The following is a 22986-nucleotide window of genomic DNA, read 5'->3' on the forward strand; positions in this document are numbered from 1 at the left end:
GCTCCTAGCGGATGAACCGCATCGTCTTGGCGTAGCGCGAACGCTTTCCGTTCTTTGCCGAGCAGGCGGCCGCAAGGCGCATCAGTTCGGCGTCGAGCGCTTTGATGTCGGCGCCGGAAAAACGAAGCTGCTCCCGGGTCACCGGGGACTGGATGGAAAGTTCCTCGACATGCTCGCCGGCGAGCGCGCGCAGCTTGACCGCATAGAGCGCCTGATAGAGCGCGCAGGGATCATCCTGGTCGACGGCAACGCCGTTGATGGTGACGAGGGCCGGCATCAGGCATCTTCCTTTTTCTTCGATGCCTTCTCGTCCTGGATGACGTCGTCCTTCGCGTCGCCCGGCCCCTGACCGAACGGCGACGGCATGCCCGCCTCGACATAGCGCTTGTGCCAGTAGAGCCGGCGCTCGAAGACCTCCTCCGCGTCGGCCCCGATCTCCGCGCATTCCATGTCAAGCGTCGAGGTCCCGTTGAGCAACCGCTCGCTCGCCGCCTTGGCGCTCTTCTGGTCGTCGGCAGTGGCCTTGGCCGGGCCTTGCCAGATTGCCCAAAGCACCCTGTCCCGGTTTGCGGAGAAAGCCGCGTAGCCACCCTTGAACGGCAGCCGGCCGGTGCCGATCAGCTCGTCCACCAGATGCTCGAAGCCGATCTGGCAGATCGGAGAAGCGATGCGATCGCGACGGCGGGTGACAACCGGGTGCAGGGACGCCCCTTCCATCCGGGTCGAGGAATAGGTCGCGCCCTCGTAGTTCATCGTGTAGCTGGCAACGCTGATGCCGATCGCGCGCGCCATGCCGCGCTGCAGCTCGTTGGACACGGGCAGGAATTGCGGCCCCGGAATGCCGGTCGACATCAGGTCGAGTTTCTCTCCCGGCGCCAGATGCGAGATTTTCGGATCGCTGCCGACCGAGATTTCGCTTTCGGCCGCCTTGTCCATGACGGCAAGGAAATAGTCGCGGAACTGGGCGCGCAGCTCCTTGCCGTCCTGGCTCTCGCCGAGCGCCTCAAGAGCCTCGAATGCCTCTGCCGAAGGCTTTTCGCTGGTCAGCACCTGGGCAAAGACGGTCTGCAGGATACCGGTCTGGATCGTCACGTCGACCAGCGTCTCCCATTGCAGGTATTCCCGAAAGGCCGCGACGAGCCGAGAAATGCCGCGCACGTCGTTGCCGTCCACCGGGTCGAACACATGAGCGACCATCTGGCGCCCTTGCGCGTCAAAGGCCCGATGGTCGCGCTTGACGACGATGCCGGTTTCTTTCTCGGCGAGACGGTAGGCGACAGGACGGCCGTTCGGATCGTGGATAACGCCCTGATACAGCCCCTCGAACTCACTGGTGTCCTGCACCAAAGCGGTAGGCGTCGTCAGGCACATCTTGGTTCCGGACGTGATGCCGTAGCGGCGGCGGACGCCGGCGGACATATAGTCCATCAGCATCAGCGCCTCGCCAAAGACGACGTCATGGCGCAGAGCGATGTCCACCTTTTGCGGCACGATGAATTTGCCCTTGAGGTCGCATTCGCGCGCGTTCCATGCCCAGCGTTTCCACTCGGCCTTCAACAGCTTGATGAAATCGTCCGTCTCCTTCCTGTCATAACCAAGCTTTGCCAGGTCCGGCATCGGATTGAGGATGAGCTCGACCCCGACGGTGTCCGCGATGACCTGGTCGACCGCACCTCTCAGACGGCCGGAATTCTGGATGATGTCCATGGCAAGGCCGGCCGCGCGGCGCCAGGCGGTGCGGACCTGGTCGCGATGATCGCGCAGCGCGGTGCCGCGCGTCGACAGGATCCGGGAATGGCTGTCGCGCAGATACCCGGCATTTGCAGGCGGGCGCGGAGCGGACGCGCCTTCCCTGCCGAATATCCGCTCCAGCAACTTCATGCGCGCCTTTTCCATTTCTCGCGACGGGCTTGCGAGGCCTCGTCCGTCGTCGGTTCTGTCGGGTCCGTGGGCTCCTGCCTCGGGGCATGGCGAAGGCCGTGAAGGAGGTCCGGCTCCGAAGCCGGTCTCAGCCGCTCGCGCAGCGCCGCCCAGTCGTCTGCCCTGTTGGTCGACAGCCCGAGCATTTCCGCCATCGCCATGGCGTAAACCTGCGCATCCAGGCAGTGATTGTCCGGCCGCAGGCGTTTCCATTCCTCATGGAACTTGCCGCGCACGACCTCGGCGACGAAGGCCTCCGCCGTGAGCTGCAGGAAATATTCCTTCGGCAGGAAGTCGCCGAAATGCACATAGCCCGGCGGATCAGCCGGCTCGCCGGAACGGAGGCCGGGCTTGTGCAGGTTGGCGAACAGTTCCGACTTGAGGCCCCATGTGCCGACCGGCCATAGCATGGCGCTGCCGAAACGCTTGCGCTTGCCGCGCTTGGTGACCGATTTCTTTGCCGGGACGCTGATTGCCGGCACACCGCGCCCGCCGACGCCCTTGACGGCATAGGCATTGGGGCGCCGCCGGCACCATTCGAGAACCTGGTTGGTGCGGCCGCCGTCGCCGCCGTCCACCGCCATCGCCTCGATACGGCGCCAGCTACCGAAAGCGTCGTCGAGCGGCTTGGCGAGGAACTCACCGAGCTTCGTCCAGGCGCCTTCGCCGGCGTTGTCCGTCGCGCCCTCGAAGAAGCGGACCCCCAGCACCCAGCACTGCCGGTCTTCGCCAAAGGCGACGACGACGGTCCAGATGCCATTGTGCTGCACGTCGGCGCCGGCGACGAGAATAAGCCCCTCGGCAGGGATCTCCATTTCCGCGAAGGGTTCGCGGCGCTCCATCAGCCGCTCGTATTCCGGCGCGTTGCCCTTCACCTTTGCGGGAAGGCCGTACACCAGATTGAAGATGCCCTTGTCGCCGAGACCGCCGGGCTTCGAGTGGTTGAGAATGTCCTCGGCGATCGCTTCGTAGCTCATCATCAGCGAAATGAAGGCATCGACATGGAACCCGGGGTGCCGGTCAGGACCGGTCAGGGTGGCGATGTAGCGGCCATTGCGGACGCCGATGACCCGCTCGGTTTCGCTGATGATGTGCCCGCAATGCGGGCAGACATAGAAGCTCTTGTGCGGATGCAGTCGATCGAGATGAAAGCCCTCGTGGGCTTGGACGAACTCTTCGCCACATTCAACGCAGGCAATGTTCCAGAAACGCTGGTCCGAGCGCTTGAAGGAACGGTCGATCCGGCAGTGCCCCGGCAAGTCGCCCAGGTCGTCGCCGGTGTCGATCTCCGGCGTCGACAGCTCGAAGATCTTGAAGGCCTTTGTGCGCCGGAAGGCGGTAAAGCGACCGAAAAAGAGCGTTTCCGGATCGTCGCCGCTGACATGGGTCTGCCACTTGGAGACCTCGTCCTTGACGCCGTAGCGCGTGGTCTTGCCCGAGAGATCGGTCGCCACGTTGGCGTTGGCGAGCATCAGGGATCCGCCGGCGAACCGCTTCTCGTAGATGGTCGAGCCCGAGCCGGACCGGCTCACGGCCGGAAAGATCACCTGCTTGCCAGTCTTCGCCTGCCACGCCTCGATAAGCGGCTGCAGCTTCTGGCTGTTCAGGTCCTGCAGGAAGTCGATCGACGGCAGGCCATAGATGGTGTTGTCCGGCGCCGTGTCGGCGATGTAGAGCGACCAGGCAAGGGCGAGGATCGAGACGCCGGTCTGTTGCGATTTGCGCACCGTCACCAGATTGCAGGGATGCTCGAGCGACAGGCAGTCGGCGATCTCGCCGAGATATGGCGCATCTTCAAGCGCCCAGAGTTCTCCCTTCTTAGGCCCGTCGACGAGCACGATGTTGTCGGGCAGCCAGTCACGAAAGCGCGCCGGCGGGCGCGGCCTGATCGCCTCCGCCAGTGCTACGCCGGCCAGGCGGAGCGCCCCCGGATGGCCAGGCCCGACATGGATGCTCAAATCTCTTCGTCCTCGAGCACGTCGTCATGCTCGGCAGCTTTCTCGACGATGGCGCCGAGCCGATCGGCGATTTCGGTGTTCAACTCGAAAGCGATGCTCCGCAACAGCACGCGCAGGCCATGAGCGCCTTCTCGCGAAACTGCCAAAGCCATGTCGTCGGCTTTGTTCTGCAGGCGGGCGATGCTCGACTGGATTTCCCGGCCGCAGACCGTCAGGGCTTCACGCATCCGGTCGGCGCGGACCAGCTGGCCGATATGCTCCTGCCGACGCAGCTTCTCGCGTCCGACTTTGAGCCAGGCTTCCTGCCGAAGCGCTTCGTCGCGCGACGTGCTGGAGTTGGCCGACGGAGCTGACGGCGCGTCCTTGCGAGCGGCCGCAATCTTCTCGGAGCTAGCGAACTCGCCGCGGTAGTGATCGTAGTGCGCCAGCGAAAACCGCATGATCCGGTCGCGAGCGTCGCGCTCGACCGGAAGGTCATGCTCCTCGACCAGTCGCCGCACCAGTTTGGTGACGGCCTGCTTTGTAACGCCGTCGCGCGCCGCGATCTCGGCGGGCGTCGCCATCACGGTTTCTTCAGACGGCATCCAGACAACTTCCTTCGAGCCGCTGACAACCCTGACAACCCAACTTCTTCGATGGTGCGACTGGCAAAAATTCAGGGGCCGGTCTGCCCGTCCTAGGTCGAGGCTCGGGATACGGTCCCTATAACCTTGGGCGCGGCGCGGCTGCCTTGCTCGGTCAGTCGAAGAAGCCGGGGAGCATGAAGCTGATCTCGTGCATGACCCTCGGCGGCAGCTCGCGGTTGGCGAAGGCCGTGAACGCTTGCGCCGTGTCGCCCTTGACCATCTCGGCGGGAATGATGACACCCGAGTCCACGAAGGATACCGGCCTGCCCCACCTGGTCGAGGAGCGGTCCGGCGCGTAGACGTGGCCGCCCAAGCGCTTGGCGGTGACGCGATTTGGAAACCGGCCTGCCTTGGTGAAGTCTCCGGCAAACAGCCGCCGCATGCCGAAAGGCGAAGCGGTCACGCCAGCCCGCGTCTCGCGCGGCTTGAAGTATTTGAGCGAGACGTCGCCGCCCTGCGTGCGCATGGCATAGGCGAGCTCGCCATAGTTGGCCCGCTCGACCTTGATCGCCCTGCGGATCGTCCGGTACGGCAGGCCCGTCTGGTTCGCGAGCGTCCGCGTCAGCTTGGTGCGCAACCGATCGCCGACATGATTTACGGCTCGCGCAAGCAGCAAGCTGCGCTGCATCTCGCTCAAGCGGCCCAGCGCATTGTCCAGCCGCTTGAGACCAGACAGATCGGCCCACCTGATCGTCAGCAGGCCGTTCACGCTCGTACTCCCAAAATGAAAAACCCCGGTCGCGAGGAGCGCCGGGGCGAGTTCTTTCTTACCGTGATCAGGTCTATGTCAAGTTTCTGCCGCGCGTCAACGGACGGAGGCGGTTTTTTTCGCGCGTTGATCCGCATCGTTGTGTGCCAACCAAACCCCAGGTCTGTCCTCCTCGAGCCATGGCGTCATTGTGCGATCAGAGGACACTAGCCGATGCGCGATCAGCTGCGGCGCGAGCTCGGCCTCGAGCCAACGCAACGCCGCGACCCAAATCTGGTAATCGAGCCGTCCCATGATGTCGCCGCTCGGATCGGTCGCGAACTCGTACTTCCGGTAAGCGCCCTTCGTCGGCCGCTTGAGGCGCTCGTCATAGCCATGCACCTCGATGTCGTAGGCCTGGCCGTTGTCGTCGATGACGCGCTTCATGACGAACCAGGCCGGCTTGCCGGCGCGCTCGGCCAGCCGAACCCTGGCAGGCTCGGCGCTCCAGTCCGGCTCTCGCCCGAGGATCGCGGTTCCGACGACCAGGCTGACAATGCCTTCGCCGCGTTGCTCGTGCGAACGGGCGCGATAGCGCTCAACTGCGCGCGCAACGTACAGTTCGGCCAAACCGTGCGTATCCGGCCAATTCGCCAAGGAATTCCAGCCCTGCGGGATGACGACCTCGCAAGCGGCCAGCGCCGCGACCGCCCGCCCCACTGTCACCGCATCCTCGTGCGGCTCGCCCTGCTCGATCCAGAAATTGTCGTAGTCCTTGCGGCCTCCATCGATCAGCGCGCCAAGCTCGCCAAAGCTGGTGATCTTGCCCCAGGAAGAAGCCTGCAACATGCGCCAGGCCGAATGCGGATTTTCCAGACCTTCCACGCCACCGCCCTTCGGCAGCTCATGGACGAAGGCCCAGGTCAACAGCTCTTCTATGTTCACCGTCTTCATGTGCTTTCACTCCTTCGTCCCAATTTTTCTCTTATCGACCCACCTCGCTGCTCTTCGTCCCAAATCGAAAAGGCAACAAAGCGAACAAAAGCAGCAGGATAGCCGGGATGTCGGGACGGGAGGGTCGAAAGGGACGATGAAATCCGCGCCATACATGAAACACCCGCCATCCCTCTTTGTCCTTCGTTTGATCTCACCCGCGCACGGACGAACCGAGAAAAATCGACCCCAGCGTCCCTTGCTTCCTAACCTGCTGCTTTCCCAAACCCTTTCAGTCCGGCTCCCTTCCCCAACTCGCAATCTACCGTCCCTCGCGACCTTCGCGCCAAAATGGGGAAAGGGTCAGCCCTCAAAGCCGTATGCCTCCGGCGAAGGGCCTGGATCGCGGCCGGGCGGCCTGACGAACTCGTCCTTGACCCTGATGCCCCGGTAAATCGTCGTGCCGCTTTTCGCCTTCCAGAAGCGCTTCATCGCGCCGTCAGGCGATCGCCATGTCAGCCGGGTGTAGTCGGGAAGCTTGCGCGAGAACGTAGAGGCTTTGAACTCGGCCGCACCCTCGCGGACTGCCCAGTTGGCGTAGCCGAGATGCAAATCGCCGGGCGAGATCTCGTCATCCTCCTTGCCAGTCACGATGCAGGTGTTGCGCAGGAAGGCGCCGATCGGATCGCTCTCCTCCCGATATTCGCGGGTCGCGGCGAGCACGCTTTCCGGTGGTCGCAACCCATAGTTCAGGTAGTCCAGCGTTCCCCGTACCAGCCAGGCGAAGACGCCGTCGGCTTCGGCGCGCAGCTTCTTGGGCAAATCACGATCGATCCTGTCCTTCGAGATCTGGACTTCCCACGGCACGAGGTAGACGCGGCGCCAGATGCCGTCGGAGGTATCGTCGATGCGCGGCTTGTGGTTGCCCGAAAGCAGGATCTTGAACTGCGGCACCACTTCGAAGAAATCCTGGTGCAGCCGCCGCACCGCGATCTTCTCGCCGCCGGTCAGCGTCTTTATCAGCGCGTCCTTGAGCTTTACGCCCATTTCGGGTTCCGATGCCGCGACCAGCCGTGCCCCCGGCAGGCGCGCGAGGTCTGGCGTGGCCTCATTGCCCCCTCGCCTGGTGTCGCCGGCGAAACTGTCGATCGACAGCGTCACGGCGAAATCGCCGAAGATCGAGCAGAGCAAGTCGACGAAGGTCGACTTGCCGTTCGAACCGGCGCCGTAGAAGAACACCAGGCATTGCTCGACGGTGAGGCCGAGAAGGCAATAGCCGGCAAAGCGTTGCAGAAAGCCCCTGATCTCGGGATCCGGCTGCACTTCATTCAGGAAGGCGTCGAACACCGGAGCCGCAGCTTGCGGCCGATACTCGGCTTCGCCGCTCTTCGAAATCAGGTCGACGGGATTGTGAACATCGAGGCGCGCCTGCCACTCATAAACAGGGTCCTGCGGATCCGACTCCTCATGCTCCATCCGCACAAACCGGAGCGTGCCGGAGCGGCAGTTGAAGGCGTAGACATCCCTGTTGAGGTCGCCCACCATTCGGGCCACATGCGGCAGCGCCTCCTTCATCATGTTGTCCAGCTTCGACGAACCGGCCGAGCTCTTCGCATGACGATGCCGTGACGATTTCCTCGCATTGGCACTCTTCCGCGCCTCATCGGCCGCGTCGATGATGTCTTCCAACTCCATCAACCGGCCGAGCTTCCGGGCGTCCCAGTCCTTCTTCGGCGCGCCCAAGCGCTTGCGCTCCAGGCGAGCGTTCCGGCCGGCCTCCAGGGCCCTCTCCTCATCTTCGGTCGCGCTCAGCAGCGCGGCCTCGGCCGAGATCAATTCGGCGGTTTTCTGCGCCAGCGGCCGGACCACCGACCCATCTTCATCCTCTTTCCACCGCGTGCCATCGAAGCCATGCCAGCCGACGCGCGCCACATGCAGCACGCGCGAGCCGTGGCGGATCAGAAAACGGCGCCCATTGCCGATATCCGTTTCCGGTTCCGAGGCGCAGTCGCTCAGCACCGACTGCTCGTCGGGCTGTTCGGGAAGCTGCCGCCGCGTTTCACCCGCGCCAGGCAAGGGGGATCGGGGCTCATTGGCATAGGCGGCCGCCTGGCGCTGAGCTTCCTCAAGCACGGCGGCCACCTGGTCCGGCATAACGGGCTTCTTGCTGCTCACGCCACCCTCTTCGCGGCTTCGGCAGCCATGGAGGCGAAATCGCAGCCAGGCCGCGGCCATACGATCGGGATCGCCCTGCCTGGCCGCGCATGCCGGGCACGGGCGCGCGCCATCGCCGCCGCGGTCATAACGCGCTCGGAGTCGCCATCGGCGAGCAGCACCAGCTCAGTGACCTGTTCGCCCACCCACATGGCGTCCTCGGGGTCCTGACCAGGTCGAGGAATCGGGCCGGCAATCATCAGCGGTCGCGGCACGCCTTTCGAATCCGGCTTCTTCAATTCCGGATGGGCGAACCGCGAGGCGGGAACGGCCGGGCCGGCAAGATTGCCGAGATCGCCCGCGGCGAAATAGAACGTGTCCTCGCGCCAGTTCTCCCAGCAGGCGAATGCCGCCCCGTTCTCGATCCCCTCCCCACCGACCCACCGTGCGGCGGAAGGATCGCCGAAAAGCGGGATCAACCCGCCCTTCTTCGTGCCGCGCATTTTCTTGGTCGGCAGGGGCTCGCCGGTCGCCAGATCGGTGAGCAGCGGCCGGAACTTCGGCGGCCGCGCCAGATCGATCCAGGTGATGTGGCAACCGATCGCATCCAGGTCGGCATTGATGAAGGGCGCGACCATCGCCGGCCCAGAATGGAGCTTACTCGGCCGACCGCGCTGATCGTTGCCGTGCCAGTAGGCCAGCTCCGATGCGTAGCGCAGCCATTGCGAGGCGCCAATGCGGCCGCAGCCGCGTGCCTCGAGATAGTCGAGGACCAGCCTCCCAAATCGGCCGACGCGTGCCGCGGCTTCGTAGATGGACCTGGCCTTTTGCCGCTCCCTTTCGCGATAGTCGAGCTGCCGCCCGACACGTTCAGCCGCCTGCGCTTCATTCAGCCGCCGGCGCTCTTCAAGGCGGCTGCGGCGAGCGGTGGCTTCGGCCGCGTGTTCCTGGCTCACGTCGCAGGGGATCGGCTGCTGGAGCACAATGGAGCACGCCTCCAGCAAGGCCGCGCGACCATGCAGGTCGAGGCCTTCGCAATGGGCAGCCATGCCGATGCCGTCATTTCCGCCAGCACCGCCGGCCCGGCAGTTCCATTTGTTCTTGGCGGTGTTGAACGCAAAGGTGTCCGTGCCGCCGCAATGCGGGCAAGGCTGCGGGTGCTCGTGCCGGCGGCCGGTGAATTTCAGGCCGAGCCGTTTGGCGGCGGCGTCGATCGAGACGGCGCGCGCCTCCTCGACGAACTGTTCAATGACGAAGCCACCAGACTGCATGCTCAAAACAGCGGCTCCTGTTACTCTTTTCCGATCCCCTCGCCGCCACGCGAGAACGTGCCTTCCTCCGCGGCAAGCGCCCGCAACTGCCGCGCGGATAGCCCCAGCCGCGCCCGCACCTGCTCGAGGCTCTGGCCCATTTCGAACAGCAGCCGCACGCCCTCGGCCTGCATCGGCACAGGCAGCTTGAAGAGCGTCGCCGCGTCGATGCTGCCGGGCGTTCCGAAGATCGCTTTTGCAGGTCTATCCAGCATCGCAGGTGCTCCCCGTTTCAGTGCTCGTCCCGTGAAACATCGCGCCGGCATAACGTCGCGGCGGCAGATAGAAGGCGCGGAAGGAAAGCCTCAGCCAGTCGCACACCGCGATGACCTTGGGTGCCGAGACGCTCTGGCCGTTGCAGATGCGCGAAAGGTCGGAAGCGCTTACCCCGATGTCTGCGGCGCAGACGCGCCAGCCGCGGCCGTCCTCATTGAGCTTCGCCCGCAACAGCTTGCCGAGTTCGCGATAGTCATAGGCAGCGAGCCTGACCATGCCTGACCTCCTTTTTCAGAAACAGCGCCGGCTCCTCGCCGATCCAGGCGCAGAGCGCGAGGAACTCGTCGAGGCCAGGATCTCGGCCGCGCGCGGCGCGAAACACCGCATCGACCTCGACGTCGGCTTCCTTCGCCACACGCGTCGGCGACTTGCCGCGATGGATGCGCCGGGCTTCTAGGAACGCGAAGAGCGTGAAATCCACCGGCGCATTCCGGCTTTTGCGGCCATTCGCCGCCGCTTTGATCGAGGAGGCGCGGCTCATCGCGGCACCTCCTCGCCACTGCCGGTCCCGGCTTGGGAGGATGCGGGATCGGCAAGGATCTCGGGACCGAAGAGGTCCGGCCGCTGCGCATGGCGCGAGATGCCGGTGGCGCGCTCGATGTCAAGTACGCGTTCGGCCGGCACCCGCTTCCACGAGTAGAAAGCCTGGTGACGGATGCCGAGATGCAAGGCAAGCGCACCCAATCCGCCAACCTTGGCGGCTGCGATTCTGACGATTTCGATCATGGCCTGATGGTAGGTATTACCTACCTACTATGTCAACAGGCAATTGCTTGCAAAAAAGTAAGTAATAATTACTATGCTGCGGCATGATCGCGACCATACGCACCGACTCGACAACCCTCGGCCAGCGCCTGCGCCAGGCGCGGGAGGCTGCCGGCCTGACGCAGAACGACGTCGCTGACCATTTCGGCATCAAGCGGGTCTCGGTCACCCAATGGGAGGCGGACACCACCCGCCCCTCCATGGAGCGGCTGCCCGAGCTTGCCGCGCTGCTCAAGACCGATGTCGCCTGGCTGCTCGACGCCTCCGGCGCCGCACCTGTGCCGATTGTGCGCGAGCCGAAGCCGAGAGCGGCGCGAACGCCGATCATTCCCGGGGACGAGCTGGTCGGCGGTCGCGACCTGCCGATCTACGCCGCGGCGATGGGCGGCGAAGGCCACATGATCGTCACCTTCGAGGCGATCGACTGGGTGAAGCGGCCGGCGGTGCTGCAGAATGTTCGCGGCGGCTACGGCATCCTGGTGCGCGGCGAATCCATGATCCCGGCCTATTGGCCCGGCGACACCGCGCTGGTGAACCCTCATCTGCAGCCGGCGCGGGATTCCGACGCGGTGTTCTTCCACACGCCGCCCAAGGAGCGCGGCGATGAGGAAGCGATCATCAAACGCCTGCTCGGCATGAACGATCGCGAATGGACGCTGGAGCAATACCGGCCGGCGAAGACGTTTACCGAGAGCCGCGTCGACTGGCCGATCTGCCATCGGGTAGTCGGGAAGTACAATGCTCGGTGACGTGCGTCTGGCTTGCCGAGCAGGAAATACCCGAACAGACGCTGGCCGAGGCAAATAGCGGCCCAACCCCCAAAAATGCAACGATCAACGATCCCGCAATGCTGCAGCTATGGCTAGGGTAATCGTGCAGGGGTGATTTCGGTTTGATTGACGGAGAGCCCTCCATTGTGCTTACCGGCGCAACTCACTCACTAGGCGGTTTAATGCTGCCCGCATGCGCTACAAGCGCCACGAGCTCATCGTGAACTGTTCGCCAGCCCTGATTCATGACGCGATCCCAGTCATTATTAACAATACTTAGAACGTACCTGTCTTCCATACTGTTATTTTCTCTATCCATAAATGACTTGAAAGCGACTTTATCGCTGTTTATGTCGACAAATCTCGAAAATATATTTTCAACATTCAAAGTGTATGGTCGATTTCCATATCTGCGGTCACCGTCGATGTCGATCGACAGGTTGTCAGGAATGTTCGCCAGAGCGTCACGCCAACTAGGGTCACCGTCCTTGTAATATGAGATAGCTAGCGGCAGCAATATTGATAGGTCAATTGCCTGCTTGTGAGGCCAAGCGATAGCGGCATTTTCAACTAAGGTCAGAACTCTCTTGATATCTCTTGCTTTCAATTTGTAGGCGTCAAAGGTTAAATGCAAAAATCTTGCAACGTCGTCGCCTGGAGCGCGCAAATGATAATCCGTTATTGTCCGCGCATTGACCGCCACAAATTGCGAAATATCGGGATCCGACAACTGGTAAGTAATTTCAAAGAACCTCTTCAGGTATTTGAAGCCGTTGAATCCGGCACCATACATCCCCGCTATACTGTGCCTGAGTTGGTCGGAATTGGTGGCAAAAACGAAAGCGATGTTCGGCGCGCCGAACAAATGTTTCACCCGTTCCAGTAGTGCCACAGCGTATGATGGTCGGCACCGATCGAGCTCGTCAACGATGACATAGAAGGGCAAGGGCCTCTCGCTGCCGATTGCCGCGACAGCATTGGTCAAACGCGTCTGGAAGTCATCGGCGGCTTTGCGCTTTTCGTTAAATTGGTCGATCACCTTTTGCGTGCCTTGATCAATCACGCTCTCGATTTCGATTGTAACCTTCTCGGTGCCCGACCTAACGAGCTCTCCGATTAAATTTGGGGCGTCTGCATCTCCCCCAATCTCCGGATCGCTCTTCAAAAGTTCATCGATTTCTTCGCCGACGTATTTCCGGACGACCGTCTTTGCTACCCCCGATACAACTCGGCCAAGAACGGGAACAGCACCTCGTTTAACCCCCTTCCACGCGCTCTGAATCTCACTGTCTTTCTTGACGAAAGGGGCAATCGCCTCGTCGATTGCGGCTAGCACCGCGACGAAAGGATCATCAAGGTAATCATCCCGCCATGCATTGACCCTCGCAACCACGTGGCCGGAATTATGAAGTTGTTGCGCAAGGCGTTCCACGAAGAACGTCTTGCCCGCTCCCCAGTCGGCATCAATGTTGATCGCAAATGACCCGCGTGCACCTTCCTGCAATCTAGTTCGCACCTGCCCTGCTATGAACTTTTCCAAGAAATCAGCATCGCCTCGCCGATTAAGAAGATCCCGACTCCAGATCTCGTCCAGCTTGCTCAAAATCGTCCCCTTGTTGTTTGTATTGACTGACTTACCGACTTCGCTGTCGTTAGCGCTTCGATCTCCGCCATCCGGCTGCAGCAGCCTCCGCTTCCGAGCAGAACCACCTCTCGCCTTTCGCCTGGTTGATGATCGTCACGCTGTAATATTTCTGCCCGGGCAGATGGTAGATCCGCTCGCCTTCCGCCGAAATGTTACCCTTAATGGTGCAACCGGCGCTGCCGCTGCCGAGCGCGAATGTTGGCGTCGCCGGCGCCTGCGGGTCATCGCTGTGCTGCGCCCGCCAGTCCCAAGGCGACTGGAAGTTACCGACCCATAGGCCCAGCTTTGCAGCCTGTGCCTTGGCCTGCTGTGCCGCATAGGCGCCGTCGCTGTATTTCGGCCAGTCCAGCGACTGCCCGTGCTCGACCATCCAGGCAGCGACATCGGTCCCGTCAGCCCGTGTGCAATTGCCTACGAAGCGCCCATAGCGGTCCCAGGTCACAAATGCGCATTGCACCGGCCTGGAGGCCGCCAGGAATTTGTCCAGCGCCTCGGCGGAGCGGCGGCCGCAGGGATATTCAAAGCCTTTGGCATCGTCGCAATATTGCCGGCTCTCGGGCGCGTCGACGCCGTTGAGGCGTACGCGCTGGCCGTGGATCTCGATCGTGTCGCCGTCGATCACCGAGGCGATGCCGGCGACTGACACCGGCCGCGGCTTGAAGATGTTCTGCAGGTTGATTTCCGGCAGCGATCCGCTGTTGTGCATGACGAATTGCGTGACCAACGCAGAAAACGCAGCCACAGTCACGAGCACAAGACAAAGCGGCACGCTTGCCCATCGCCTGGCGCGCGAGCGCTTGGAGCCTGCGCGCCCTCGCCACTGGCTGGAGCGATTGTCGTGACGAGACTTGTCAATGCCGATCACGGCGCGCCGCCCGGGCGGCTCTCGGCCGAGCGGCCGCCGCAGCGCGACCCATCCGCCGCCCTGCTTTCGTCCGTCGGACAATTGCCAGTGTAGCCGCCTCCGCCTGATGCAGACGATCTATAGCGTTGGATCAGAGCCACGCTGCGTTGCCCGTCGCCTTCAATATGGGTGTTGTTGCTGTTCGGATTGAACGGATCGACCGTTTGCAGAAGCGAATTGGTGTTGTTTGCGTCGCCGGACGCAAGCGTCATCGTATCGTAATTGTTCAAATAGTCGGCAGCACAGCCTGACAACAGCACCACACTCGCTGCGGCAAAATACGATAGCAAATCCACTGAGGCATCCCCCGACACCGGCTGGCATAATGCTCCATGTGCATTTTGTTGTCGAATCCCGCTTTGACGGCTTGCCATTCGCGCCAGGCTAAGCAACGTTGGCAGCGGGTCGGACATATTGGGGGGACTATGAAGCGGTTTGCTTTGACCGTCGCTGCTTTCGTTTGCATCGCGGGCTGCGCCACGCCACCGGACAAAATAGCAGGCGTGCCGAATGCTGGCCCTTGCACTCAGGCGGACAAAGAGCGTCTGGCGGTTCTGACCAATCAGCAGAACAAGGCAGCAACCGGCGATGCTCTGGGTGTGTTCCTTATCGGCGTCCCGGTCTCGTCTATGTCTGGTGGCGACCACGAAACCGAAATAGCCGTTCTGAAGGGACGCTGCGGACCGCCTAAGACGTGATTGCGATGGAGCACCGAAATGCCTGTGACCAGCGGTTCAGGTAATCCGAAATGGACCCGTGACGAGACTTTGCTGGCCCTGGACTTGCTCTATCGCCACGGGAAGCCAATCGACAAAAACCATGCCGACGCTGCCGAGCTATCGCGGCTTCTGCGGGCGGCGCGCATCTACCCCGAAACAAATCGAAAGGAGAGTTTTCGCAACGCCGATGGCGTAGCGTTGAAAACTCAGAACTTGTTTTCTGCGCTCAATCCCGAGCGGAGGCTAAGTTCGTCCGATATGGATAGAAAAGTCGTTGTCGAGTTTCCAACTGTACGAAAGTTGGACCTAGCGCAGATAGCCAATGCAATTCGACAAGCGTTATCTGACGAGGCGGCGACTGTGCTCGTTCGAGATGACGAGTTTGAAGTTACTGAGGGTAAGGTGCTGGCCGCCCGCCATCGGCAGAGAGATGGAAGATTGCGAGAAAAGCTAATCGAAGCGCGCCGCGCAAACGGACTCAGATGCGAAATCTGCGACTTCGCCGTGAACGCAAATGCTCCTCGGGCCGCCGAAAGTCTTTTTGAGGGCCACCACACCATCCCACTGGCCGCGGCCGAGGGGGAGCGAACCACCCGCCTCTCGGACATGGCGCTTTTGTGCGCCTGCTGTCATCGCTTCATTCATCGGCTGATCGTAGATAACAAGCGTTGGGTGGGAATTCCGGAGGCGGCAGAGGCACGGAAAGCCTTGGTTTAGGTAACAAGGGAGTGCTGGTGAACTCCAAGGTGATCGGCAACGCGGCGCCTCCTTTGAGACAGGATAAAGGAGACATCGGGTCTAGAGACCGCCAGTTAACCTCCTCGGTTATCCACCGGCCGACTTCAGAACCACTGCACCGTGATGTTTTCGCAACAGCAATCCGGCGCGCTGTGCGGTATATATCGAGTCAACGTTAAATAGCGGTGGGACAAACATGAAATCTCTTTTGCTTGCTTGCGTATTCGGCCTTGCTGTCTGCGGCCCTGTTATGGCGGCCGATATCGTAGAACCGGCTGTGACAAGCGAATGGACATGGCAGGGCGCCTATGCCGGTGCCTTCGGAGCCGGAACGCTCGAGCACTATAACATCCGCGAGCCCGACATCGGCAGCGTGACGCACAACGTAGGCTCGCCGACGATCGGCGGTTTTGTCGGCTACAACTTCCAGTCGGGCAACATCGTCTACGGCGTTGAAGGCGAGTTGGGCTACCGGTTCAAGAAGGGCCACTTCCACGACGTGCCAGGCCCTGGCGACCTCGACGAGTCGCTCGGTCTCTTCGGCTCGCTCAAGGGCCGCGTGGGCATGGACCTGGGCGGATACCTGCCCTATCTGACGGCGGGTGTAACGGTGTCGGACTTGAAAACCGACGCGGTCGGCTTTGCGGAACGGGACGGAACGATCGTTGGCGGGATTGTCGGGGCCGGCATCGACGTGCCGCTGACCAACAACGTCTTCCTGCGCGGCGAGTACGACTTTTCCTTCTTCGGCAAGAAGAGCTTCGATTATTGCGGCGGCGGTTGCGTGCTGGAGCACAAGGTACAGGCTCACGACTTCCGCGTCGGCATCGGCCTGAAGTTCTAGCCGTAGCAAGCGAGTTGAGTTTAGAACGCCGGCATCGCCCGGCGTTCTTCGTTTTAACGGCCCGGGCTCAAGTGGCTTGGCCGTCGCGGCCGCTAATCGATCAGCTTCACAAGGCTCGCCGGACAACGTGAAATACGAATACACGGTCATCGACAATCGGATCGTGGTCGTGGACCTCGAAAGCTATACGATCGTCAAAGTTCTCGACTGACGGGTGCATCCTGGCGGGAGCGCCGCTCCGGTGCCCCGTCAGCGCAAGAGGACGGTTCTCAGCGAGCTGAAAACGTCTGACAAGAGAAGCGGGTCCTCGCGGGGATTGGAGAGCTCAAATCCACGCGCTTTGTTCAGCGATAGGTGCACGTTTCTGAAACCCACTTTCGCGAAAGTCGAGCAATTCCTGATACACCTCAAGGTGCCCGGCAAAATTGCGCGCCATAAACCGCACTAGCGCGGGGTTGTTCAGCAATTTGTCAATATAACCGATAACGGCGATCAGGTTGAGCACTGTTGCGCCATGGGTGCTGGCGGCGCTCAGATATTCATGGCTGACCTTGGCCAGGTCAGTTTGCATGTCAGCCAATTGCGTCGGGGAGATGCCCTCATATTGCTTTCTGGGCGCAAAGGGATCGGTGAGCTGCGATCGTGGTGTGAGCGCGATCAACACTCTCGCCACCCGAAATTGCACCCGGTCCAACGCTAGCATGAGACGCACGATTTCAACCTGCCGGCTCGGCACGACCTCTCGCAACAAGGGGAAAATCTTCAAGGGGGCGCCGAAATCGTTCAGGAGGTCGAGAGCCTCGAGACAGACACCGCCGACAAGCTGCGGCTCGGCTGTGCACAACGAGGCTTGCTGATCCTCAGAACGGGAATTCGGTCCGCCGCTTGGCGAACCGTGCGTCAAGATAGAAGGCAGCGTTGCGAGATCATGCGCCTGCAGCAAGGCGCGGAACGACGCGTTGGCCAGGATCTGACCGGTGGCATTGACGACGACTTGCAGTTGATGCCGCGCTGCGACGGCTTCTCTGATGAAATCCTGCATCCGATCGAATTGGCGTTCATAGGTCCGCAAGAATGCCGGGCCACGCAATGGATTCTGCGGCGCCTGCAAATTGCTCGTCAGACGGGTGGCATGCCGGTTGTTCTCGACGACGCGATGAAGCTCGGCCCTGGTTACTGTCACGGGATCGCCGAGATCGATTTTCGTCTCGCCATCTCCACGACAGGATCGAGCGAAGCGAAGAGGAAGGCATCAAGGCGCACGCCGTTGTTCGCGTTGAGCATGCGAAGGGCGGATTGCGCTTGATGCGCGGGCGCAATGAGGAAGTCACGAACAGTTTGATGATCAGGCTCCATTCTGATCAAAATCGTCACATCTGGCCCCACGAGACCGCGATTCCAAAATATCCAGCGTGGATAACCGGTGACGATAATCCGATAGCGCGCGATCCATATCGCGATGGAGAATTCGTCATTGACGCGCAAAAGCTTTGTTTTGGGATCGTACAGTGCCGAACCACCGACCTTGTCAATGTTCGACATCAATTCCTCGACGACTTGCTGCCGGATCTGTTTGAGCCGGTTGCTGACATCGAGTTTCCGATAGTTCGCCGAGGCGTCGTATCCGATCAACTGGTAGGCGGCCTTCATGCTTCCAAATCGGTGCGCGTAGATGGAGGCTGAATGACAGAAGGGGGCGGCGTCGATGATTGGGCTCGACAGCTTCCCCCGCTCTTTCAAGAGCTTGGTCAGATCGGCAAGCAGCTCCTCATCGGGCTTAAGGTAAGCGCGCGCGCGCCTGATAGCTTGCGCACGATCGAAAAGCGCCCGGGTCACGAGCGGCTCGATGACAGCGTCGGCGCGAACAAATGCGCTTGGCCGATTTCTTACCCGGTCGTGTAGAAGCCTATGGGATATTCGATTCCAGACATTGTTGCCGATGTACTTCTCGCTCGTCAGTATCGTGCCCACGCATGCTTTGGTCCATGGTCGGCCGCGTTCAGTAACCAGGCCGCGAGCGTTCAATGCGGTCGCAATTTCGGCTTCCGTTTTTCCCTTCGTCACGAATTGATTGAACATCCATCGTACGGTGGAGACCTCCTCTTTCGGCCCCGGCACTAGAATGACGCGATCGCTTGCCAGCCCTTTTCGCTCGTTGCGATGAAGCATCGCCTTGGGATTTCCGGAGCCATCAACAAGAAGGCGCCTGAAGCCATAGCCGGCGGGGCCACCGCCGCTGAAACCCAGTTTGACGATGCGGCTTTGACCGGCGAAGACCCTGTTCGACAGCATGCGGCTGTACTCCGCGGCCATGCTGCGTTTGATCGCCTTCAGAACGTCGGACCCGATGCTCCCATCGTTGATGAATAGCTCGGCGCAGAACTCGATCCGCACTCCGGCTATCTGGCACCGGTACTCATAGGTGGCGCTTTCATCGGTATTCTGGAAGCGCCCCCAACGGCTCACATCGTAGACAACGACGGTTTCGAAGTCGGCTCGCCGGCTTTCCACATCTTCCAACAGTTGCTGCAAGCCTGGGCGTCCCACGAGGCTGAGGCCACTTCGCCCGGGATCTTCATAGGTCGCAACAATGTCATAACCCATGACGCTCGCATAATTGCGGATCGCATCTCTCTGGTTGTCGATCGAGTAGATCTGCCTGTCTGTGGACATGCGCAGATACTGGGCCGCACGGATCCTTGGCCTCCCTGCAGGAGGCCTGTCAGTGGCCGGAAACTTGTCCATCGCCTTGCACCGTCGTGCGGGTGTTCTAAGCTAGGGGCCGGCCGCCGCGCGGCAAGAGGAAACGATGCGCCAGTACATCGGGTTGATCCACAAAGAAGACGCCAGCGATTACGGAGTGTCCTTTCCTGACTTCCCCGGCGTCGTCACCGGCCGGCAGGACAATTGCCGGAGTGCGTCGGCTCGCCGAGGAGGCGCTCGCCTTTCACATCGAGGGGCTCATAGAAGACGGCGTATCGATTCCGGAGCCGACGCCGCTCGAACAGGTAGCGAAAACCGACGTACTCGCCACTTTCTCGGTGCCTCTGAAGCCTGCGACACGGTCAGCAGGTCGGCCGAGAAGAAGGTCGCATGTCTCTCGGCTTCGCTGAGCCCGTCCCGTCGCACTGCACGCAACGCACGCTCACGCCGGGACATCTGTGTTGATGCGTTCCTGCCGGGCAGCAATGGCCGTTCGAGCTGCGCCATCTCGGACATTCGAACATCGTGCCGGTGCCGCCGCACCCTTGGCACTCGCCTTCGCAAAACGCCAGTTCCATGTTACCCGACCCACCGGCGTTGCAACGCCGCAAACCCAGTCGGCTGGCCCCCGCTAGCCGTCTGCAAACATTACGATAGGGCAATTAAGGTTTTTCTAAAGCAGGGGTGGCTTACAGCCATTGTCTGCCCGCTGGGTTGACCGACACTGGCACGTCGCCCGACGCGCGGATGCAAATGTCACCGCGGCCTTGCCATTATCTTAGTGATTGCTAAATTCATCACGGCTAAACTTCCATTTCTCTGTCCGGGATCGTCGGATGAATTTCCTGAGTCATGTTTTCTCCGGCCTGTGGGCAGCCGGAGTGTCGGCGATGGTCTGGCAGGTATGGAAGCGCCCGTCGCCGCCGCTTTCCGAAACCGAGCAGGAACGCGATTTGCGGGAATGGCTGGAAGGGCAAATGTAGCTCCCGCATCTTTCCTGTTTGGAAAGCATCCTGTTCAACAGCCGGGAAACCATGACTCAGTTCGTGAGCGGGCTCCGCCGCGGTTCCGCCGCAATGCGAGCCCACTTCGGCCAGGTACGCCCCTGTTTTAGTTGGTCTTTGGGGCTTGAAGGAGTTCTGGAGATGATGATCAAGAAGGTTTTTGTGGCGGTGCTGATGACCGCGGCACTTGCCGGATGCGAGACCCAAACGGAGGGCCAGCAGCGTGCCACCACCGGCGCGCTGATCGGCGGCGCCGGCGGCGCGCTCGTCGGCCAGGCAATCGGCGGCAACACCAAGTCGACGGTGATCGGTGCGGCGAGCGGAGCGCTGCTCGGCGCCGTCGTCGGCAGCGCCACGACCCCGCAGCGCCGCGGCGAGCAGCTCTGCCGCTATCGGGACCGCTACGGCCAGATCTACACCGCGCCCTGCGACGATCGCTATTACAACGGCGACTATTGATCCTTTGAGTGACTGGGAGACGGCGTTTTCTGCGCCGGCTCCCCCCCCGTCATCCTTTTGTACGCTTCTCGATGTAAAATCGTCTCTGCGGCGGGCTGCAGAGGAGGTCGAGATGACGACGACCCTTGCCGGCGCGCTGAAGGACCGTGGCAAGCGCGCGGTGAAACGGCTGATCGGCTACGATTCCCGCAACTGGTTGCGCATTCGCCAAATCGAGGCTTTTACCGCCTTCCTCGAAGCGGCCAATCGCAAATCCCGCGACGTCATCGAAATCTCACCGGGCTGGAACCGCTACTGGCGGGCGATGTGCCCGAACTACCGCTCGGTCGATTTTCCCGAGTTCGACATCTGCCGCGACCGCACCGACGAGCAATTTTCGATTGTCATTGCCGACCAGGTGCTCGAGCACGTGCGGCGGCCGCTCGCGGCCGCCGCCAACATCCATTCAATGACCAAACAGGGCGGCTGGGCAATGGTGGCGACACCGTTCCTGTTCCGGGTGCATGCACGCCCGCATGACTACAACCGCTGGACGCCAGCGGGATTGAAGCAGGTCATGATCGAGGGCGGCTTCGCAGAAGACGACGTGCAGGCCTTCGGCTGGGGCAACAAGGCCTGTGCGAGGGCGCATATCGGCGGGCCGGTGCGGGCCTACGGCCTGTGGCGGGATCTCAGCAACGACGAGGAATACCCGCTGATGGTGTGGGCATTCGCGAAGAAGGCATGAGCAGATCGCGGCTCAGGAGCTGATTGCAGTGCTATCGCCGCTGGAAATCAAATCTTCATCTTAACCAGGCATGCTAACGGGTTCTTAGCGACCCAATGGGTCAGACGAGTTCGACGAGGAAGGCTGTCTAGAGCATAGCGACCGTGTCAGATCCGATGCACCTCGAGGGACTTGAAAACCCTGCCCTCGCCGCCGAAGTCGACCGGCTTCTGGCACGCCGCACGCGCGACATCCGCCTAAACGGGGAGATAAGGAACCGCTTTCGGGCACGTGTCTGGCCGCAAACGGCGAAAATCATTCGCGCTTGGATGACCTGGGTCGCCTTGCTGGACGTGCTAACCCTGGCACTCAACATGCTGATGCTGCCTAGGTCTGTCGCGCACTCCATGCTGCTGCCGGGCGCCATCGTCCCGCCCGTGGCAGTGGCGGTTGTTTTCGCGTGGCGAAAACCGCAGTCGGCCTGGCTGCAAGGAACCTCCCTGATTGCGGGCATGTTCCTCATCCTGCTGTCCGTCGCATTGGTCGGCGTAAGCGCCGGTGGCGAGTTCTATGAACGGCAATTGAATGTCATGCTGTTCGTTGCCATTACCGCCATCATCATCTTCGGTATCCCGCTGGCCTGGACGGTTGCCGTCGCCGGGCTGGCGCTCGGGCTGTATCTTGTGTTTCAGCTGCAGAACCCGGCCATCGGCTTGGGGAGCGCCGTCGCTGCGACACTGTTCTTCGCCAGTGGTATCTTCGCAACCGTCGCCGCGCGACGCATCATGACAATTCTGGCTCAGAAGACCTTCCTGTTTGAACTTCGCGATCGGCGCCGGGTCGCCGAACTGGCCAAAGCGAACCATCGGTTGGAAATGCTGGCAAGGACCGATCCGCTCACCGGCATCGCCAACCGGCGCTGGATGACGGAAACGCTCGGCCGCATCTGGGGAAGCGACAAACGCTGCCTGGACGGTGCCGCAATGCTCATGTGCGACATCGACCACTTCAAGAAACTCAACGATCACCTCGGCCATGCAGAAGGCGACCGCTGTCTGGTCGAGGTCGCCCGCATTATCCAGGAAAACGTCAGGCGCGATCACGATCTCCTGGCCCGCTACGGCGGCGAAGAGTTCCTCGTGCTTTTGCCCGGGGTGACCGAGGAAGAGGCGACCTCGGTGGCCGATCGCATTCGAAAGAGCATTGAGGCCGCAGCCATTCCTAACCCAGGCTCTCGCGTTCGCCGCGTTACCCTCAGCATTGGAGTAGCGGTTCAGAGCGCGGACCAGGCCATCTCACCGGAGCAGCTACAGCGTCACGCCGACGCAGCGCTCTATCTGGCCAAGCAAGCGGGCCGTAACCAGGTGCAACTCCACACGACGGAGTCAACCGGGCACCATACCATTCGGGTCGCACGCTAATTGGCTGCCGCCACGGTCGCCCAAGTGCCGTAGGGCAGTACTGAGGCGCAAGATCATCTGGACGGGGGGAAACGTGATCACGCCCGCTCCGGCGTTGTACGCGCTGCTGGCGTTAGCGACAGCAGCTTTCTGGATCGCTCGATTTGTCTGGCGCTGTTGGCAATAGTGCCCGCGTTCGGTCGATAAGATCTCCGTTGCGCACCTCCCTATGGCGCTTCAGTGAACGCCGGGTATCGTTCCCCTTCATTGTCTTCCCTTGTCGGTTTCCCTTCCTGGTCATCCGGGGTCGACATCATCTCGAGAAGAACGGACCTTTGCCTTCTGCATTGTGAGCGGCAAGAAACACGGCTGCATTTACCTTTGAGGTTCGCGCCTCCAGGAACGACGTGATTTTGGGCTCATCCGGCTCGGGCCAAGCCGCTGTTCTTGAGCTGGTCAGCCGC

At 61.5% G+C, this 22986-nt stretch carries 24 protein-coding genes and 1 pseudogene; 8 read left to right on the forward strand and 17 right to left on the reverse strand.

Translation table 11 applies throughout. The features are described from left to right. Positions 1-4: 4 nt before the first annotated feature. From P9228_RS20100 to P9228_RS20155, 12 genes are all read right to left on the reverse strand, one after another. Positions 5-277, reverse strand: coding sequence for a hypothetical protein (locus P9228_RS20100; protein WP_067327962.1), 273 nt, complete (start codon positions 275-277; stop codon positions 5-7). Continuing rightward, entirely contained in the window at positions 277-1881 is a 1605-nt protein-coding gene (locus tag P9228_RS20105) for a phage portal protein (protein WP_278055154.1), read from the reverse strand. The genes P9228_RS20100 and P9228_RS20105 overlap by 1 nt, the downstream gene beginning before the upstream one ends. After that, complete coding sequence (locus P9228_RS20110; RefSeq protein ID WP_278055155.1) at positions 1878-3878, reverse strand: terminase gpA endonuclease subunit; 2001 nt, start codon at positions 3876-3878, stop codon at positions 1878-1880. The genes P9228_RS20105 and P9228_RS20110 overlap by 4 nt, the downstream gene beginning before the upstream one ends. Beyond that, on the reverse strand, positions 3875-4462 hold the full coding sequence (locus P9228_RS20115; protein WP_278055156.1) for a hypothetical protein: 588 nt from the start codon (positions 4460-4462) through the stop codon (positions 3875-3877). The genes P9228_RS20110 and P9228_RS20115 overlap by 4 nt, the downstream gene beginning before the upstream one ends. A gap of 154 nt (positions 4463-4616) precedes the next feature. Beyond that, a complete protein-coding gene (locus P9228_RS20120; RefSeq protein WP_278055158.1) occupies positions 4617-5213 on the reverse strand; it encodes a phage tail protein in 597 nt (198 codons plus the stop codon). A gap of 96 nt (positions 5214-5309) precedes the next feature. After that, positions 5310-6146 carry a hypothetical protein gene (locus P9228_RS20125; protein WP_278055160.1) on the reverse strand — a complete coding sequence of 279 codons (837 nt, stop codon included), beginning with the start codon at positions 6144-6146 and terminating at the stop codon, positions 5310-5312. Between the two features lie 342 nt (positions 6147-6488). Beyond that, entirely contained in the window at positions 6489-8300 is a 1812-nt protein-coding gene (locus P9228_RS20130; RefSeq protein WP_278055161.1) for a phage/plasmid primase, P4 family, read from the reverse strand. Then, entirely contained in the window at positions 8297-9550 is a 1254-nt protein-coding gene (locus P9228_RS20135; protein WP_278055469.1) for a P4 alpha zinc-binding domain-containing protein, read from the reverse strand. Before P9228_RS20135 ends, P9228_RS20130 begins: the two co-directional genes overlap by 4 nt. Before the next feature lie 20 nt (positions 9551-9570). Beyond that, on the reverse strand, positions 9571-9804 hold the full coding sequence (locus P9228_RS20140; RefSeq protein ID WP_278055163.1) for a hypothetical protein: 234 nt from the start codon (positions 9802-9804) through the stop codon (positions 9571-9573). Beyond that, positions 9794-10081: a hypothetical protein gene (locus P9228_RS20145; RefSeq protein WP_278055165.1), complete on the reverse strand. Its 288-nt coding sequence runs from the start codon at positions 10079-10081 to the stop codon at positions 9794-9796. The genes P9228_RS20140 and P9228_RS20145 overlap by 11 nt, the downstream gene beginning before the upstream one ends. After that, on the reverse strand, positions 10059-10346 hold the full coding sequence (locus P9228_RS20150) for a hypothetical protein (protein ID WP_278055166.1): 288 nt from the start codon (positions 10344-10346) through the stop codon (positions 10059-10061). Before P9228_RS20150 ends, P9228_RS20145 begins: the two co-directional genes overlap by 23 nt. Continuing rightward, on the reverse strand, positions 10343-10591 hold the full coding sequence (locus P9228_RS20155) for a YdaS family helix-turn-helix protein (RefSeq protein ID WP_127216364.1): 249 nt from the start codon (positions 10589-10591) through the stop codon (positions 10343-10345). Before P9228_RS20155 ends, P9228_RS20150 begins: the two co-directional genes overlap by 4 nt. Before the next feature lie 83 nt (positions 10592-10674). Here P9228_RS20155 and P9228_RS20160 point away from each other — a divergent pair, with 83 nt between their 5' ends. Beyond that, positions 10675-11379: a helix-turn-helix domain-containing protein gene (locus P9228_RS20160; protein WP_127216365.1), complete on the forward strand. Its 705-nt coding sequence runs from the start codon at positions 10675-10677 to the stop codon at positions 11377-11379. A 184-nt stretch (positions 11380-11563) separates the two neighbouring features. Here the strand turns inward: P9228_RS20160 and P9228_RS20165 are convergent, their stop codons facing one another. The 3 genes from P9228_RS20165 to P9228_RS20175 are packed head-to-tail and all read right to left on the reverse strand — an operon-like array spanning position 11564 to position 14596. Continuing rightward, positions 11564-13003: a P-loop NTPase fold protein gene (locus tag P9228_RS20165; RefSeq protein WP_278055171.1), complete on the reverse strand. Its 1440-nt coding sequence runs from the start codon at positions 13001-13003 to the stop codon at positions 11564-11566. Positions 13004-13052: 49 nt separating this feature from the next. Then, the gene (locus P9228_RS20170; protein WP_278055173.1) at positions 13053-13910 is read right to left on the reverse strand and encodes a thermonuclease family protein; all 858 of its coding nucleotides are present in this window, start codon (positions 13908-13910) and stop codon (positions 13053-13055) included. Next, positions 13907-14596, reverse strand: a complete 690-nt coding sequence (locus P9228_RS20175; protein ID WP_278055174.1) for a hypothetical protein — start codon at positions 14594-14596, stop codon at positions 13907-13909. Before P9228_RS20175 ends, P9228_RS20170 begins: the two co-directional genes overlap by 4 nt. 69 nt (positions 14597-14665) lie before the next feature. Between P9228_RS20175 and P9228_RS20180 the strand changes: the two genes are divergently transcribed. Together P9228_RS20180 and P9228_RS20185 are read left to right on the forward strand one after the other, a co-directional pair. Beyond that, a complete protein-coding gene (locus tag P9228_RS20180; RefSeq protein WP_278055176.1) occupies positions 14666-15385 on the forward strand; it encodes an HNH endonuclease in 720 nt (239 codons plus the stop codon). A gap of 217 nt (positions 15386-15602) precedes the next feature. Beyond that, on the forward strand, positions 15603-16250 hold the full coding sequence (locus tag P9228_RS20185; RefSeq protein ID WP_278055178.1) for an outer membrane beta-barrel protein: 648 nt from the start codon (positions 15603-15605) through the stop codon (positions 16248-16250). A 325-nt stretch (positions 16251-16575) separates the two neighbouring features. Here P9228_RS20185 and P9228_RS20190 read toward each other — a convergent pair whose 3' ends face one another. Then, the gene (locus P9228_RS20190) at positions 16576-17433 is read right to left on the reverse strand and encodes a plasmid partitioning protein RepB C-terminal domain-containing protein (protein ID WP_278055180.1); all 858 of its coding nucleotides are present in this window, start codon (positions 17431-17433) and stop codon (positions 16576-16578) included. Then, entirely contained in the window at positions 17430-18995 is a 1566-nt protein-coding gene (locus P9228_RS20195; protein WP_278055183.1) for a recombinase family protein, read from the reverse strand. Before P9228_RS20195 ends, P9228_RS20190 begins: the two co-directional genes overlap by 4 nt. A 64-nt stretch (positions 18996-19059) precedes the next feature. On the opposite strand from P9228_RS20195, the pseudogene P9228_RS20200 reads away from it, so the two are divergent. The 5 genes and pseudogenes from P9228_RS20200 to P9228_RS20220 form a co-directional block, all read left to right on the forward strand. Then, a pseudogene (locus P9228_RS20200) lies at positions 19060-19255 on the forward strand (type II toxin-antitoxin system HicB family antitoxin); the annotation flags it as partial. Positions 19256-19789: 534 nt separating this feature from the next. Further along, positions 19790-19936 (forward strand): hypothetical protein, encoded by a 147-nt coding sequence (locus tag P9228_RS20205; protein ID WP_278055184.1) that lies wholly within the window; start codon positions 19790-19792, stop codon positions 19934-19936. A gap of 162 nt (positions 19937-20098) precedes the next feature. After that, positions 20099-20416 (forward strand): YMGG-like glycine zipper-containing protein, encoded by a 318-nt coding sequence (locus tag P9228_RS20210; protein ID WP_127246343.1) that lies wholly within the window; start codon positions 20099-20101, stop codon positions 20414-20416. A gap of 112 nt (positions 20417-20528) precedes the next feature. Then, on the forward strand, positions 20529-21143 hold the full coding sequence (locus P9228_RS20215) for a methyltransferase domain-containing protein (protein WP_278055186.1): 615 nt from the start codon (positions 20529-20531) through the stop codon (positions 21141-21143). 155 nt (positions 21144-21298) lie between these two features. After that, positions 21299-22543 (forward strand): diguanylate cyclase, encoded by a 1245-nt coding sequence (locus P9228_RS20220; protein WP_278055471.1) that lies wholly within the window; start codon positions 21299-21301, stop codon positions 22541-22543. Positions 22544-22986: the final 443 nt, after the last annotated feature.

The sequence above is a fragment of the Mesorhizobium sp. WSM4898 genome (assembly GCF_029625845.1).
GTDB lineage: Bacteria > Pseudomonadota > Alphaproteobacteria > Rhizobiales > Rhizobiaceae > Mesorhizobium.